Source organism: Cryobacterium algoritolerans, from assembly GCF_004402785.1.
Lineage (GTDB): Bacteria > Actinomycetota > Actinomycetes > Actinomycetales > Microbacteriaceae > Cryobacterium > Cryobacterium algoritolerans.
Window position 1 is genome coordinate 154,111 of the sequence record NZ_SOFP01000046.1, and the last position, 13,900, is coordinate 168,010.

General features: G+C 63.1%; 19 protein-coding genes. 11 read left to right on the forward strand and 8 right to left on the reverse strand.

What is annotated here, in order from left to right:
* Window positions 1-147: 147 nt before the first annotated feature.
* Window positions 148-933, forward strand: a complete 786-nt coding sequence (locus E3O19_RS09205; protein ID WP_241981287.1) for a DUF4158 domain-containing protein — start codon at window positions 148-150, stop codon at window positions 931-933.
* Window positions 934-1,216: 283 nt separating this feature from the next.
* Here E3O19_RS09205 and E3O19_RS09210 read toward each other — a convergent pair whose 3' ends face one another.
* Together E3O19_RS09210 and E3O19_RS09215 are read right to left on the reverse strand one after the other, a co-directional pair.
* Window positions 1,217-1,666, reverse strand: a complete 450-nt coding sequence (locus E3O19_RS09210) for a cytotoxic translational repressor of toxin-antitoxin stability system (protein ID WP_134567028.1) — start codon at window positions 1,664-1,666, stop codon at window positions 1,217-1,219.
* The gene (locus E3O19_RS09215) at window positions 1,659-2,078 is read right to left on the reverse strand and encodes a prevent-host-death protein (protein ID WP_134567029.1); all 420 of its coding nucleotides are present in this window, start codon (window positions 2,076-2,078) and stop codon (window positions 1,659-1,661) included. The genes E3O19_RS09210 and E3O19_RS09215 overlap by 8 nt, the downstream gene beginning before the upstream one ends.
* A 364-nt stretch (window positions 2,079-2,442) precedes the next feature.
* On the opposite strand from E3O19_RS09215, the gene E3O19_RS09220 reads away from it, so the two are divergent.
* Both E3O19_RS09220 and E3O19_RS09225 read left to right on the forward strand, forming a co-directional pair.
* On the forward strand, window positions 2,443-3,027 hold the full coding sequence (locus tag E3O19_RS09220; protein WP_134567030.1) for a type IV toxin-antitoxin system AbiEi family antitoxin domain-containing protein: 585 nt from the start codon (window positions 2,443-2,445) through the stop codon (window positions 3,025-3,027).
* A 2-nt stretch (window positions 3,028-3,029) separates the two neighbouring features.
* Entirely contained in the window at window positions 3,030-3,905 is an 876-nt protein-coding gene (locus E3O19_RS09225; RefSeq protein ID WP_241981302.1) for a nucleotidyl transferase AbiEii/AbiGii toxin family protein, read from the forward strand.
* 49 nt (window positions 3,906-3,954) lie between these two features.
* Here the strand turns inward: E3O19_RS09225 and E3O19_RS09230 are convergent, their stop codons facing one another.
* The 4 genes from E3O19_RS09230 to E3O19_RS09245 form a co-directional block, all read right to left on the reverse strand.
* Window positions 3,955-4,620, reverse strand: a complete 666-nt coding sequence (locus E3O19_RS09230) for a DUF6226 family protein (protein ID WP_134567032.1) — start codon at window positions 4,618-4,620, stop codon at window positions 3,955-3,957.
* A gap of 227 nt (window positions 4,621-4,847) precedes the next feature.
* Complete coding sequence (locus tag E3O19_RS09235; protein ID WP_134567033.1) at window positions 4,848-5,357, reverse strand: DinB family protein; 510 nt, start codon at window positions 5,355-5,357, stop codon at window positions 4,848-4,850.
* 134 nt (window positions 5,358-5,491) lie between these two features.
* Entirely contained in the window at window positions 5,492-6,031 is a 540-nt protein-coding gene (locus E3O19_RS09240) for a hypothetical protein (RefSeq protein WP_134567034.1), read from the reverse strand.
* Window positions 6,032-6,256: 225 nt separating this feature from the next.
* The gene (locus E3O19_RS09245) at window positions 6,257-6,931 is read right to left on the reverse strand and encodes a TetR/AcrR family transcriptional regulator C-terminal domain-containing protein (RefSeq protein ID WP_277613020.1); all 675 of its coding nucleotides are present in this window, start codon (window positions 6,929-6,931) and stop codon (window positions 6,257-6,259) included.
* Window positions 6,932-7,018: 87 nt separating this feature from the next.
* Between E3O19_RS09245 and E3O19_RS09250 the strand changes: the two genes are divergently transcribed.
* From E3O19_RS09250 to E3O19_RS09260, 3 genes are all read left to right on the forward strand, one after another.
* Window positions 7,019-7,600 carry a DUF4386 domain-containing protein gene (locus tag E3O19_RS09250; protein WP_134567035.1) on the forward strand — a complete coding sequence of 194 codons (582 nt, stop codon included), beginning with the start codon at window positions 7,019-7,021 and terminating at the stop codon, window positions 7,598-7,600.
* Window positions 7,597-7,977 (forward strand): GNAT family N-acetyltransferase, encoded by a 381-nt coding sequence (locus E3O19_RS09255; RefSeq protein WP_134567036.1) that lies wholly within the window; start codon window positions 7,597-7,599, stop codon window positions 7,975-7,977. The genes E3O19_RS09250 and E3O19_RS09255 overlap by 4 nt, the downstream gene beginning before the upstream one ends.
* Before the next feature lie 184 nt (window positions 7,978-8,161).
* Window positions 8,162-8,845: a CG0192-related protein gene (locus tag E3O19_RS09260; protein ID WP_166804527.1), complete on the forward strand. Its 684-nt coding sequence runs from the start codon at window positions 8,162-8,164 to the stop codon at window positions 8,843-8,845.
* 162 nt (window positions 8,846-9,007) lie between these two features.
* On the opposite strand, the gene E3O19_RS09265 is transcribed toward E3O19_RS09260, so the two are convergent.
* Entirely contained in the window at window positions 9,008-9,451 is a 444-nt protein-coding gene (locus tag E3O19_RS09265) for a hypothetical protein (protein ID WP_134567037.1), read from the reverse strand.
* Window positions 9,452-9,826: 375 nt separating this feature from the next.
* Here E3O19_RS09265 and E3O19_RS09270 point away from each other — a divergent pair, with 375 nt between their 5' ends.
* Window positions 9,827-10,297, forward strand: a complete 471-nt coding sequence (locus E3O19_RS09270; RefSeq protein ID WP_134567038.1) for a GNAT family N-acetyltransferase — start codon at window positions 9,827-9,829, stop codon at window positions 10,295-10,297.
* A 115-nt stretch (window positions 10,298-10,412) separates the two neighbouring features.
* Window positions 10,413-10,850: an ASCH domain-containing protein gene (locus tag E3O19_RS09275; RefSeq protein ID WP_134567039.1), complete on the forward strand. Its 438-nt coding sequence runs from the start codon at window positions 10,413-10,415 to the stop codon at window positions 10,848-10,850.
* A gap of 40 nt (window positions 10,851-10,890) precedes the next feature.
* Here E3O19_RS09275 and E3O19_RS09280 read toward each other — a convergent pair whose 3' ends face one another.
* Window positions 10,891-11,214, reverse strand: coding sequence for a putative quinol monooxygenase (locus E3O19_RS09280; protein WP_338145090.1), 324 nt, complete (start codon window positions 11,212-11,214; stop codon window positions 10,891-10,893).
* A 154-nt stretch (window positions 11,215-11,368) separates the two neighbouring features.
* On the opposite strand from E3O19_RS09280, the gene E3O19_RS09285 reads away from it, so the two are divergent.
* From E3O19_RS09285 to E3O19_RS09295, 3 genes are all read left to right on the forward strand, one after another.
* Entirely contained in the window at window positions 11,369-11,953 is a 585-nt protein-coding gene (locus E3O19_RS09285; RefSeq protein WP_134567041.1) for a recombinase family protein, read from the forward strand.
* Between the two features lie 186 nt (window positions 11,954-12,139).
* Window positions 12,140-13,486, forward strand: coding sequence for a phosphoribosyltransferase family protein (locus E3O19_RS09290; protein ID WP_134567042.1), 1,347 nt, complete (start codon window positions 12,140-12,142; stop codon window positions 13,484-13,486).
* A 7-nt stretch (window positions 13,487-13,493) separates the two neighbouring features.
* Window positions 13,494-13,898, forward strand: coding sequence for a YchJ family protein (locus E3O19_RS09295; protein WP_134567043.1), 405 nt, complete (start codon window positions 13,494-13,496; stop codon window positions 13,896-13,898).
* The last annotated feature ends 2 nt before the right edge of the window (window positions 13,899-13,900 follow it).

The window sequence follows — 13,900 nt, forward strand, 5'->3', positions numbered from 1 at the left end:
TATGATCTGGTCCTTTTCTTGTTCCAGATCCTCGCCGAGGCTGGGATTTCGGTGCCCGCCGGTCTCGTCAGTCCTGCGGAGCCGGCGTCTGAGGAGGATCGGTACGGAAATTCACGCTAAGTGGTCCGGGGCTTATGGATTGGTGGCATGGCGGTTGATTTTCTAAGTGATGAGCAGGTCGCCGGGTTCGGCCGATTCCCTGATGAGGTATCGCGGGAGGACCTGGAGCGCTTTTGTTGGTTGGACGATGCTGATCTGTCGGTGGCCGGCCGGCGGCGGGTGATGCACAACCGTCTGGGATTCGCTGTTCAACTGGCCACGGTCCGTGTAGTAGGCCGGTTCCTGACGGATCCGTTGGTTGTCCCTTGGCCGGTGGTGGAATCCTTGGCCGAGCAACTGGGCATTGCGGATGCTTCCACTCTCAAGCTTTACGCGCAGCGGGGACAGACCGGCTACGAGCATGCTGCGGAGATTTCTGCCTTTTATGGGTACGTGGACTTCGCTGATCCGGTGAAGTACGAGGAGCTGAGGCTGTTCCTGTCGGCCCGGGCGTGGACGTCGTCGGAGGGGCCAGTGCGTTTGTTTGAACGCGCGGCCCTCTGGCTGCGTGAGCGGAAGGTCCTTCTTCCTGGCGTCTCCGCGTTGACGCGTCTGGTTGCAGAGGTCCGTGCTGGCGCGAGTGACCGGCTCTATGCCGTGCTGGTTGACGCGGCCGGGCCCAACTTGATCCGGGGGTTGGAGGCCTTGCTTCGCGTCGAGGACGGTTCCAGGCTGACTGCGTGGGAAAGACTGCGGACAGGGCCCTCGCGGGTCTCGGTGCCGGAGTTGCTGCGGCAGTTGGACCGGCTGACACGCCTACAGGCCTTGGGTGCGGGGACCATTTTACGTGCCTGCCGATGCGCAGCTGATCGAGTGGATGCCGTAACTGCGTGAAGCAGGTGTCTCGCCCTTTGTGGCCTGGGCCTGTGATCCGGCAAAGGCGAAGGCCCGTTCTCCGCGCGAGTCGAGAACGGGCCCAGGTCGCTGGGTTGTGAGCACTGCGCCGCAATGGGGTGCTGACAGTTCGCAAGGGGGACCCCCTACGGGACGCTCAAAAAGGTGGACCAGTCAGCGTTCGACGTCTTTGCAGCTCACCAGAATCGGGCCGTAGAGGGTCGCTGCCACCAGCATGGTGACCCTTCCCGAAGCCTCATCGGTCCAGTAGTTGTCGAATCACTCACGAACTGCGTTGGTGGCCGTAGCGCTCGGCCATCTTCTCGGAGAGTAGCTGCGCTGCTTCCGCCGCGGTGAGTGTCAGGCTCTCGCTTTCGTCAACGCCGAGTTCGCTGAGCGCCCGAACGAGATACAGCGGTAGCGGCTCCCTCTGGGTCACGGTTTCGGGCGCCCCGCGGTCCGGCAACTTCTTGTCACGAACACAGGCCCAGAACGCTTCAGGGTCAACGGCGAGCTGGGTTCGCAGGATGTGGGTCCACATCCCGGCAGAGTAAGTCGACTTGTCGACGGGTCTGGAGATTCGAGTTCGGAGGATGTGCCCGTCCCAGAGCGTCAACTCGTAGGTGCGGTGATGCCTGACAGGCTGTCCTGATGCGCCGCGTATGAGCTGCCACTTCTCCGCCACGCAGAAGTCGTCGTGGTCCTCGCGGGTCGCGGCCGGGTGTCTACTCACCGCCGCGCTCAAGCCATTCGAGGAGCTGTTCGTCGGTGGAAAGTTTAATGAGCTGCACAAGTGCCCAGTTTCCGGCGTGATTCGGAGCACTCTCCAGCCGGTCGTCCCAGTCTTCGGCGTACTCACGAAGCGAAAGGGCGAGGTCAGCGAGCGCGCCGTTAACATCCGTACCCTCAGACACAAAGGGGCGACCATCCATCAACGCGATAGTGCGGCCATCTTCGCGAGTGACGCGAACGCGCGGCGATACAGTTCGAGAGAAGTAGGTACGGAGCCGATCCACCGGCATGACCGCGGAGAGCTGACCATCGCGCTGCACGGTGACGGTTCGCCCGCGCGCGGTCGCATCGAACACTTCCTTGAGATGTGAGCGCGCGTCTGTGAACGTCTTGTAATCGGCGACGAGTGGCATTTTCAACCTTCCTGCGGAGGTGAACCCTTGCATGTAGACGTACGTTGAGTACGTCATGTACATGTTATCTCGGTGTCGACTCGAATGGTTGACTCGGCCACGTACTCACCGCAACCCCACACCCGCCACAGCGACCCAATGGCTGCACACGTGCCCGTAACCCGAACGGTTACCGGGACACAGCTAATTGGATTGGCCCGTCCGGAACGGGCGATTAGGCAAAGGCCGTAAACGACAGGTGCTGCGCCAGGACGAGATGGGTCGTTTGAGTCTGGCGCGGACTCCCAACTCCTCTGGCGTACTGAAGTGTTTGCAGATAAAGTTACGTGTAAGCACTTTGATACTCGGAGAAGGGCGGCCCCTCATGGCGACGATTGATGATCTGCCCGTTCAGGTTTTCAATGCGGCTGCGGCTGCCGACGCAGGTTTCGGTGTGCGAGAGTTGCGCCGGCTTTGCGAGAGCGGTGCCATCGACCGCATCGGCAGGGGCTTGTACCGCAGGGCCGATCTTCCGCCTGCGAACCTGGACCTGATCGAAATCGCCGCCCGAAGGCCGGACGCGACATTGTGCCTCACGAGCGCATTGGCGCACCATGGCCTCATTGATGCCATCCCCGCGCGTATAGATGTAGCCCTGCCTCGTCGCGCCCGGTTCCCGCGCACTCAGGCCCCTGTCGCCTGGCACCATTTCGATCCTGAGTCATTCACGCTCGGACGCACCGAACTGCCCATCGACGGAACCGACGGGACCATTGGCCTATATTCGCCTGAGCGCTCCATCGTCGATGCTTACCGGCTTCGTGGCTTGGAAGGGTATGAGATCGCTCCAGAGGCGTTGAAGAATTGGCTCCGCAAGAGCGGGTCCCACCCGGCCTCACTGATGGCCATCGCCCAGCAGCTTCCCCGAGCGAGCGGCCCGCTTCGCCAGGCTCTGGAGCTGCTGTCGTGAGCATGGCGTCGCAGCTCTATGCCGCGCTTCAACGGCACGCCCGTGAATCGGGTCGGCCGGTCACCGAGACGGTCACCCTCTACGCCATGGAAGCGTTCCTGAACCGATTGGCTCAGACTCCGTACCGAGAGGATTTCGTCCTCAAAGGCGGAGTGCTACTGGCCGCGTATCACCTTCGCCGTCCGACGAGTGATATCGATATGGAAGCCGTCAACTTCCAAGTGGATGACGCACATCTGCTCGCCGTTGTCCGTGCTGTGGCGGCGGTCCCCGTCGATGACGCGTTTGTCGTTGACCCGGTCCGCACTGATGTTCGCGCCATCCGTGAGGGCGACGACTACTCGGGCCTCCGAGTCAAGATCTTCGCAAACGTTTACAACAGTGCGATGTCGTTTCATTTGGACATCAGCACGGGCGACCCGATTTGGCCGGTTCCGCGCGTTGTCGCGGTTCCGCGTATCCTCGGCGGTCAGTTTGAAATGCTGGGATACCCGGTGGTGATGGTCGTCGCTGAGAAGGCTGTCACGATGCTGACGCGTGGTGCGACGAGCACCCGATGGCGCGATGTCGTGGATCTCCGTAATTTCTCGATGACACAGGACTTCCTTGCTGGTGAGGTTCAGGGTGCTGCCCAGCGCGTCGCCGACTTCCGTCAAGTGCCACTGACCTCAATCGCAGTTGCCACGGCGGGTTGGCCCGCACTTGCTCAGAAGAAGTGGGCGGCATGGCGACGCAAGCTCGACCTCACGGACCAATGCCTGGAATCGTTTGAAGAACAGCTGGCGGAAGTTATCCAATTTGTGGATCCGATATTCAGTGGTGCTGTGAGGGCGGATGCGGCGTGGGACCGGGCGATCAAGCGGTGGCACGAGAGTTGAACTGATGCGCCCGCACTCCAACCCTCACCGGCACGGCAGGCTCGGGCGATCAGCCGATAGCGTCGGCTAGGCCCTTTGGAAGCAATGGCCAGGGGGACCACTGACCTGCAGGCGGTACCGCGGTTCGCGCGGACTTGACCCGGTCCTCTGGCAGGTCCTCGGTGCGGCTGCGTCCGGATCGCATCCCGACCCCTGGCTCCTCGAGCCGGTACTCAATCCAGTCGCCCCGCCCGGGATCGAACCGCTCAGAATAACCGCCTGACACGACGGTGCGCGTGGTCCATTCGAGCTCTTCCGCCAGATTCAGGACATCGTCGTCACAGGCATCACAGCCGCACACCGGGAAGTGGAAGTCGTTGAGCGAACCCGCGTGAAGGTAGACGCCCGGGAACGGCGTAAGGACAAATGTCAGCGGTGCCGCTGTCGGGTTGCGAGGCACGACCCGTACTGCACGGACGACCTCATTTGGCATGTGGAGACGATCTGCAGCGGCGTTTGGGGCTTCGTCGACGGCAACGTCGAACGTGGTGTGCAGCCACTCGATCAGTGCGTTAGCGACGTCGTGCAACCGCGCGAACCGCTGCAGATTACTAACACGGGAATACACGTCTTCGGGCGGAGACGCTCCTCCCCATCGATTGCCGTAGTCAATCGGACGGCCCTGCTCATCCCGGTAGATCTCCACCGGGAACGTGGGGCGTCGATACTCTGTCATGTTCACAAACTATCCGTCCAGGGTTCTGTTCACCGAGAAGTTCGTCGGCCCGCAATCGGGCATCTATCGATGCTCGGTTGTTGTGAGCTGGGGAGTGCCTTGGTGCTCGCACTCAGGGATCGCAGAGGAACGTGCAACGCGACTGGTCAACTGCCGGTCACCGAATGACTGAAGGGTCGATGCTTCCAAGACGTTTCCTCTAACGAGGATTCTGACGTCTTGGTTTGCTATTCCCCGACCGTGCCGTCGATCGCTTCGCGCAGGAAGTCGGCGTGGCCGGCGTGGCGCGCGGTCTCCTCGACAAGGTGCAGCAGTACCCATCGGAGCGAGAAGTTGCGTCCATCGCTCAGCGTCTTGACCGACAGCTGACCCAAGCCTGTCGATTTGGACACGACTGCCCGGCTCCGATCGCAGGCTTCGCGGTAGCGACTCCGCAGCTGCATCGGCTCGAGAAGAGCAGCGTTGCGGAATTCCCAGTCCGGGTCGTCGTCCCAGTCGGCACTGGCCCATGGCTCGCGATCTGGGAGACCAGCAAAGCGGACCTCCATCCAGCTTTCCTCCACGAGCGCCAGATGATACAGCAGGCCCGCGAGGGTGAGTGTGGACGGGGAGTGCGTTTGTGCCAGCTGCTCACGGGTCAGTCCGTCGGTCTTCGAAAGCAACGTCTCACGCTGATAATCGAGGTACTGCGCGAGCATGCCGGATTCCGCACAGTTGGTTTCAGGATCGTTTCGCATTCGCTCATCCTGCCAGTGGGCGGAGACGCGTCGCTAGGCGAACCCTCTCCGGGCTACTCCAGGGCGCTTGCCTCGGAGCGCCGGCGTCGTGGGTTGACTTGAGTCCCGCGCACACTCGCGATGCCGAGACCCAGTCAGGCCAATGCGGCCAACTCTTCCCGCACCGATGACGACAACGTGTCAACTGCCACCTCGCGCCCGGACAGAACAACGCCGAGAGCTTCTTTGTATACGACATCACGCACGGGAAGAGGTCGTCTTTTTCCCACCTCAAGCATTGTGAGCCCGTTCCTGAAATCCCGCTTATGGCCCTTATAGATCACCCCGTGCGCACCTGGGATAACGGTCGTCAATACTCCACCGAGATACGCCTGCACCTCATCGATGAGCGCAAGCTGACTTGACGTGAACGGGCCGTTCCCCGGAGTGCCGAGTGCAGGAAGCGGGTTCCACTTCGAGGGCAACTCCACAGTCTCCGTGTCGTGCCGTTCCTTGATGTGCGTCAGGAACCATTCGTTCACGGCATCCAGGCTTTCGATACTGCCATCGAGTTGCGGATCGCTTGGTGCACTCAACCGTGCTCGGAAACGGTCTCGCGCCGGCTCCAAACCGCTGGCATACGCCTCGTGCAATTCCTCGCGCTTCTCGCGACTGGCGCTCATCGTGTCCCACATGTCGTCAGGCTACCCAAAGGTAGAAAGCGAACGGGGAAGGTTGATGCGCAGATTGAGCACGAGCTTCTGGCCCGCACTTCACTCAGCGCATCAAGGGGAAATGTGCGGCGTCAGAACCCGTTGCAGGATCCTGGCTCACTTGAGGGCCCAGCCGCGAACCTGCGGATGGCGCCCGAAGCGCTTTGGATCAGGTGCGTTCTCACGCAGGAACCCTGGCGAGAGAGGTCATGGACTTTGCCAGCGGCGGCCTGCGCTGCTGCGATGCCGTCGAGGATGAGCTTCAGTCCGAAGTCGAACTCGTTGCCGTAGGCGTAGCCCGGCTGCAGGATCAGGCTTGACCGCCATGTCGGCAAGGTTGGGGAACGCCTGCGCCATCTGGTCCTGCTGCGCCATGATGTCTTCCGTCGCGGCGCCGATATCGCCCGATGGGTCTAGGGGCAATGACGCCTCCTGCTGCGCGAAGCCCTGCACATAGCTGTCGAGAATCGACATGGCGTGGCCGGTCAGGGGCATCGAGAAGCCGGCTGCGCGCAGGCAGCCGATCACCGAGTCGAGGTGACCGAGGGTCGCCAGCCCCGGTGAATTGCGGGCCTTGATGCTGATCGCCCAGGGATGCTGCGCCAATACGTTGCGCGTGGACTCCGCTCGATCGCGCATGGCCGAGCGCCGCTCGTCACCGGCGTGCGGGGTCGAGAACTCGGAGTACACGACGTCGAGCATCCCGTCGAGGATGTCGTCTTTGCTCTTGACATGGTAGTAGAGCGACATGGCCTCGATGCCGAGTTCCGCGGCGAGCTTGCGCATGCTCAGCGGCTCGATGCCACCCACATCGGCGAGTGCTACCGCGACCCGGATTGCTCGCTCCCGCGTGACCGGTTCTCGGGTTTCCGATTTTACCATAGACGCCACCTTACATTGTATGGTACCGTCTTGCTGTTCGACCTTACACCGTATGGTCAGCTCACAATTCGAGACAGGACACACACCATGAAGAACTCACGCCCAATCGCCCGCACGGTCGGCACGCTCATGCTCGCCGCCTTTCTCCTCTACGGCATCGGAAGCTCCATCGCCACGACAGCCTCCCCCGGCGCACTCCTCACCACGGGCGCGGTGATGATGCTGCTCAACTCGGCGGCCGTCATCGCGATCGGCGCACTCATGCTGCCCGTCCTCCGCCCGCACGCCCCGGCCGTCGCCGTCGGCTACCTCGCAACCCGGATCTTCGAGGGCGGGTTCCTCGCCGTCGGCGCAGTCGCGCTGCTCATGGCATCCGCGGGCACCAACTTCCTCGCCTACAACATCGCGATGGCCGGTCTCGGCATCGGAAGCCTGTTCTTTTGCGTCGCGCTCTACCGTTCGCGCCTCATCCCGCGGTTCCTCTCGGTCTGGGGATTCGTCGGCTACGCGTCGTTCGCGGCCGGCTGCTTCCTCGAACTCGCCGGAGTCGCCGGCGCCGGCCTGGCCTCCACCGTTCCCGGTGGCCTGTTCGAGACCTTCTTCGCCATCTGGCTCATCGCGCGCGGCTTCGGATCGACCGCGGCCATCACGGTCACGGCTCCCGCATGACCGCCCCCTGGACGACGGATCGCATGCCGGACCTCGCCAGCACGACGGTCATCGTCAAAAGCGACACGATTATCAGTCGAATCAATCTCACAAGGATCGTTCGCGGGCCATTCCAAAGCGTCAACGTCGGGTACTGGGTCGACAAAGAACACGTCGGACAGGGCCTCGCCTCCGTAGCCTTGGAAAACGTCATCAATCACTGCATCAAGGATCTCGGGCTTCACCGTCTCCAGGCCGGCACACTGCTGCATAACCTCGGCTCCCAAAAGGTCCTGCGCAAAGCGGGATTCGAGCCCATCGGCATTGCAAAAAAATACCTCAAGATTGCCGGTACCTGGCAGGACCACTTGCTCTTTCAACGCATCTTGAGCGAATAGGGTTTCCCGAGCAAACACCGATGACCGAACCCTCTCCGGGTCAACTGAACTCGGGGCAGTCCTGTTACGCCGACGCCGGAGGCGTCGTCGGTGATTGTCAGGCGGTAATTCTCACCACTGATGCTTCGCTGTTTGCAAGATTTCGGACGAAGCGACTGGCAGGTGGCCCTCTAGAATCGGCCGTATGGCACTCATACATCAGGCCGAGCTGCGGCCGTCGAAGGTCGAGCTCATCGGAGGATGGGCGCCGACCCAGCCGTGGTTTGAAGGCGACGCTGGCTCAAGGTTTGTGAGCGTTGGCTCGTTCCGCTTTGATGATCCCGATGGCGAGGTTGGCATCGAAACAATGCTCGTCTGGGTCGGAGAGGGGCCGGTGCTGCAGGTCCCTCTGACCTACCGTGGCGCGCCGCTCGCGGGCGGGGACGCCTGGCTCATCGGCACCATGGAGCATTCCGTTCTGGGCCGACGATGGGTGTACGACTCTACGGGAGATCCCGCTTATCTGGCGGCGGTGGCAGCGGCGGCGCTCACGGGTGGCAGGCAAGCCGAGCAATACATCGAAATTGACGGGGTGAGGGTCCTCCGTGAGTCGACGGCCGACGTCGCGGGTAGTGGCAAGACCGACGGGCACGTACCGTCGCTACCGCCGGGTGGCACGGTGTCCACAAGGTACGAGTTGGGCGTTACCGTCATAGAAGCTGGCGCCCTGCGAATCGTCGTGGTGCGGCGTCTGGCCGCTCAAGGCCCTCAGCTGCACGGCTCGAATGGGCTCGTCGCCTTGAACAACCAGGGGCAAGCGCAGATACTCACCGGCACTTGGTCAAACCAGTCGAATCCGCAGACACTCGTTCAGGCCGAGGTTCTCTGAACATATGCGGCGACGATGAGCGCTGCCCGCCGCTTACGGGGATGAGGGCCGGCTTGTTACATCGATCTGAACACGACGCTGATTTCCGCTCGCACTAGGGGGAACCCTGAGCGAAGCAGGAGCCGATACTCCTGGAGGCGCGTCTTCTCAGACCAAGAGGAATCACGACGGGCGCACGCTCAACGCCACCTGGAGATTCCCGTTGGGATCCACGCTGAACACCGTCAGCTGGTACTTATAACCATCCTTGACTGCCCGCCCCGTGCAGACGATGGTCTCCCCGGTCTCGGCGGCTGGCCTCTGACACGTCCCCTCCACGGCAAGCACCAAACCCGCCGGAGTAGCGATTTCTTCCAGGTCCTGGTCGGTAACCGCCGTGTCCACCTGCCAACGCCGGGAAATGCTTGGACACGGGTTAGTGCTCATGCACAAGAAGTGTTCCCCGCGGACAATGTCGCTCAGAGGCTGCCAGCCCGCCGGTATTTCGAGCCGTGACACCTGTGTAACTAGTTCGCTGGTGACTCGTTCCTCCAGGGAGCGGACGATGAAGAACGCAGACACAGCAAGGACAATGACGCCAACCAAGATCGCACCAAGAATCTTCACGCCATCCCCCAATGAGCCGAAGCAGACCATAACGCTCGTTGCAGGCTGCCCAGCACAGCTGCCTGCATCATATCGGGCGAACGGCACGACCGCTCTAGGAGAACGCCTCCCTCACGTCTGCTCGCACCCGGTTTCAGCGAAACGGGGAATCGCCTGGCGCTCGGATCCGGGTGCCGCCGAAGGACCCCCATCGACGCCGAATCGGTACCAATTCGCCGAAGGTCCGAAGTCTCGGGGGAGTGGCGTTGGGGAACGCTAAGAGTGACAGATCTAGGCCAGGGCCTCATCCAATAGTTCATGCCCTCCGGCCCGTCCCCGCTCTGCCCTCGGAATCCGTCGGTGAAAACCGACGGCTCGGCCTGGAAGAATTGAGAGGTGACCGTAACCCTTCAGCGAATCTTGGCCAGCGATTTCCCGACATGGATTGAGCAAAGCTGCGCGGAGTACGTCGGTGATTTACTTGCCCAGGGTCGATCACACGAGGAAGCTCGGCGCATAGCGGTCGAGAGCATGGCTCGTTCATTCCCGAAGAGTACTCAGAGCCCCGGCAATGAGGTCTTTCACGTTATGAACGAGGTTGGCACGGCAGTGGGATATCTGTGGATCGGGCAGGATGTCACCACCGATCCGGGGGCGTGGTGGGTCTGGGACGTTTTCATCAACGCTGACCAGCGTGGCCAGGGTCATGGGAGAACAACGATGCTGCTCGGCGAGGAATATGCACGCTCACACGGTGCGCGCTCTCTCGGCCTCAGCGTCTTCGGATTCAACACCGGCGCCAGGGGACTTTACGATTCCCTCGGCTACGAGACAACCTCGGTGAAGATGCTCAAGAAGCTCGAATGAGCCTTCTCTTCGCTATCGCTGGTTGGCGTCACCGCAGGGCGGCGCCGAGATGGATACCCGTAGGTGGAACGCCTTGGGGTTCAGGGGTGCGTGCCTCGGCACCTGGGATCACTTCATGACCAACCACGGTGGATTCCCGATTGCTGAGTTCGGTTTTCCAGGCCCGCTTCGGGATCGACTGATCGCCGCAATTCTGGCCGGCAAGAAGACCTCCACCAGCTCGACCTTCGTGGAGTATTCGGTAGAAGACGAACAGTTGCCGATCGTCGGGAACAAGCAGACGGTCGTGGATTCCAACGATGCCGCGGTGGCGATCATCCAGACGGTTGCGGTCGAGATTGTCCGACTTGCTGACGTCGGCCTCGAGCATGCGCGCGATGAGGGCGAAGGATTCGACTCCGTAGGCGCCTGGCGCCGCGGTCATGAAGCCTTCTGGCACAGCACGTATATGCGTGACTTCCTCAACAATTCAGACTTCACCGTCGATGACGAAACGCTCGTCGTGCTGGAGCGGTTTCAGCTAGTCGAGGTGCTCAGCCAGGCAGCACCGTAGTAGTCGTACCGGCAGCCCAAGGTGGGGCAATGTGGGGTGACTAGAGCCCGCGGATCGCGTAGCGACGTTCGATCCCGGCTGTGACCCGTCCCCAGTCGCTTCCCGCAACGCGGTCCTGGTGTGCTTTGAGCGCAGAACTGTCCTGGAAGCACTCGTCGACCTGCCATACCAGGGGATCGACGGTCGAGGCGACACTGAATGAGATGCACCCGGGCTCCGCACGCGTTCGAGCCACGTGATCCGAAAGATGCTCAGCGACTACGGCCGCCTGATCCCGATCGCGGCAGACGAGTTGACCACTCAGGTGCATTTGGCTCATGCCATGAGCGTATAGGCCGGCCGGAGAGCCGTGCCGGGGTGTCATCTCTTGCGTGTCCCGCAAGCCGGACGGTGACCGGGACACGAGAATGGCCGAGGAGCGCCGACGAGGAACCGCATAGTTCCGGGGCGCCCGATTCCCGTAAGACCAGCCCGAGAAAATGCCCGATGAAGGGGGCTAACCGGTACACTCCAGAAGCATGACCGGGATGCTTATAGGCTACGCGCGCGTATCAACCAACGACCAAGACCTCACCGCCCAAAAAAACGCCCTCGCCGCCCTCGGCGTCTCACACCAGACGACGTTTACCGACCAGGGCCTCACCGGAACGAACCGGGCCCGGCCAGGTCTTCGCGAAGCGTTAGCCGCCTGCCGAGCCGGCGACACCCTCGTCGTGACCAAGCTCGATCGCCTGGCACGGTCGCTTCGCGATGCCAAAGACATCGTCGACGACCTCACCCGCCGCGAAGTGAAGCTCAGCATCGGCGGTTCCGTTCACGACCCAACCGACCCGGTCGGCAGACTCCTCTTCAACGCGCTCGCGATGGTCGCTGAATTCGAGGCCGACCTCATCCGAGCACGCACTCGCGAAGGGATGCAGGTCGCCAAAGCGGCCGGTCGTCTGCGCGGTAAGCAGCCCAAACTGTCCAAAGCGCAGGAGAAGCATCTGATCGAGGTCCACCAGCGAGGCGAACACACCACCGCGCAGATCGCTGAACTCTTCAGCGTCGGGAGGTCCACGGTCTACCGCGCAATCCAGCGCGCCGGCGACACCGACGTTTAGATTCGAAAAACTTCACCGTCCAAAGCCGGAATCCGCACCGGTGCGCCCTAAACATGAATTTCCGTACCGATCCTCCTCAGACCCCGAGCCGGACTTTTCCACCTGGAGCCCTGTCGGGGAGCTCTGGTCGGGGGGATGATGTGCGGGAGCGCAATCTTCCGCGCCCGATCAAGGAGGTCCCGGACCATGGTCATCTTCGCCGACCGCGTGGATGCGGGTCGCCAACTCGCCGAGCGCCTGCGTCACCTGCGTGACCGGGATGTCGTCGTGCTCGGTCTGCCACGCGGGGGGGTCCCCGTCGCGTTCCAGGTCGCCGAGGCACTGCACGCGCCGCTGGACGTGATCGTGGTGCGCAAGCTGGGGGTTCCGTACCAACCGGAACTGGCCATGGGGGCGATAGGAGAAGGCGGGGCACGCGTGCTCGATTCGGAGGTGCTCACTCTCACCGGTGTCACCGTGGAGGAACTCCGGACCGTTGAGCAACGAGAGCGGGCTCTGCTGAACGAGCGGGTGGCCGGCCTCCGGATGGGCCGTGCGCGGGTGGACCTGACCGGGCGCACCGTCGTCATCGTCGACGACGGCATCGCCACGGGCTCCACGGCCCGGGTGGCGTGTGACGTGGCCCGTCACCTCGGCGCGGCGACCGTGATCATGGCGGCGCCGGTGGTGCCGGCGGAGACCGTCGGGAACCTTCCGGGAGCCGACGAGGTCGTCTGCGTCCTCGCGGCCCGCCAACTGGTCGCCGTCGGGAACCATTACCGGGACTTCTCCGCGACCAGCGATGAGGAGGTGGTGGTCCTGCTGGACGCGGCGGCCCGCCGGATGCGCAACGGTCGGGTCGTGGTCGACGACCTGGATCGCGACGTCGAGATCCCCGTTGACGGGGTGCTCCTCGAAGGCCACCTGCGCCTGCCGAAGGGTGCCACCGGGATCGTCGTCTTCGCGCACGGCAGCGGCAGCAGTCGGCACAGCCCACGCAACCAGTTCGTCGCGGAGGTGCTTCTCCGTGCCGGCCTCGGGACCCTGCTTCTGGATCTTCTCACCGCCGACGAGGAACCGAACCGGGCGAACGTCTTCGACATCGAACTGCTCGCGAGCCGTCTGATTGCGGCAACCGCGTGGTTGCAGCATGGCCCGGAGACGTCGCAGTGCCGGATCGGGTACTTCGGAGCGAGCACCGGCGCCGGTGCGGCGCTCTGGGCGGCGGCGGAGCCGGGCAGCGACATCTCTGCCGTCGTCTCCCGTGGCGGACGACCCGACCTTGCCGGAGCCCGGCTGCCGATCGTGCAGGCCCCGACACTGCTGATCGTGGGTGGAGCGGACGAAGTAGTGCTCGAACTCAACCGGCAGGCCCAGGCCCGGCTGCGCTGCCGAAGCAGGCTCACGGTCGTGGATGGTGCCACGCACCTGTTCGAGGAACCGGGTACCCTGGCCGCCGCCGCGAACCTCGCCACCGACTGGTTCATCCGGTATCTCCTACCGGAGCGCGGCGAGAACGGGGACGACACGACACCGGCCGGTCGTAGCCGATAATGGGGCTGTGCCGACCCCTGGAACGACAGCCTCGCGACCCGGGCGTTGTCCGTGCCGGAGCGGCGACTCGTACCTCGACTGCTGCGGTCCGCTCCACGACGGCCTGTCGTTCGCTCCCACCGCCGAGCGGCTGATGCGCTCCCGGTACAGTGCCTTCGTGGTCGGCGACGTCGGCTACCTGCTCTCGACCTGGCATCCGAGCACTCGGCCGCACGAATTCGAGTTGGACGCCGCCCTCGTCTGGACGCGCCTCGACATCGAACGGACCGAGCGCGGGGGACCGTTCGACACCGACGGCGTGGTGGAATTCACGGCGCAGTGCCGGGCCGGCGGCATCCGCAGCCGACAGCACGAGGTGAGCCGCTTCGTGCGGGTGGATCGCCGCTGGCTTTACCTGGACGCATTGGACTGACC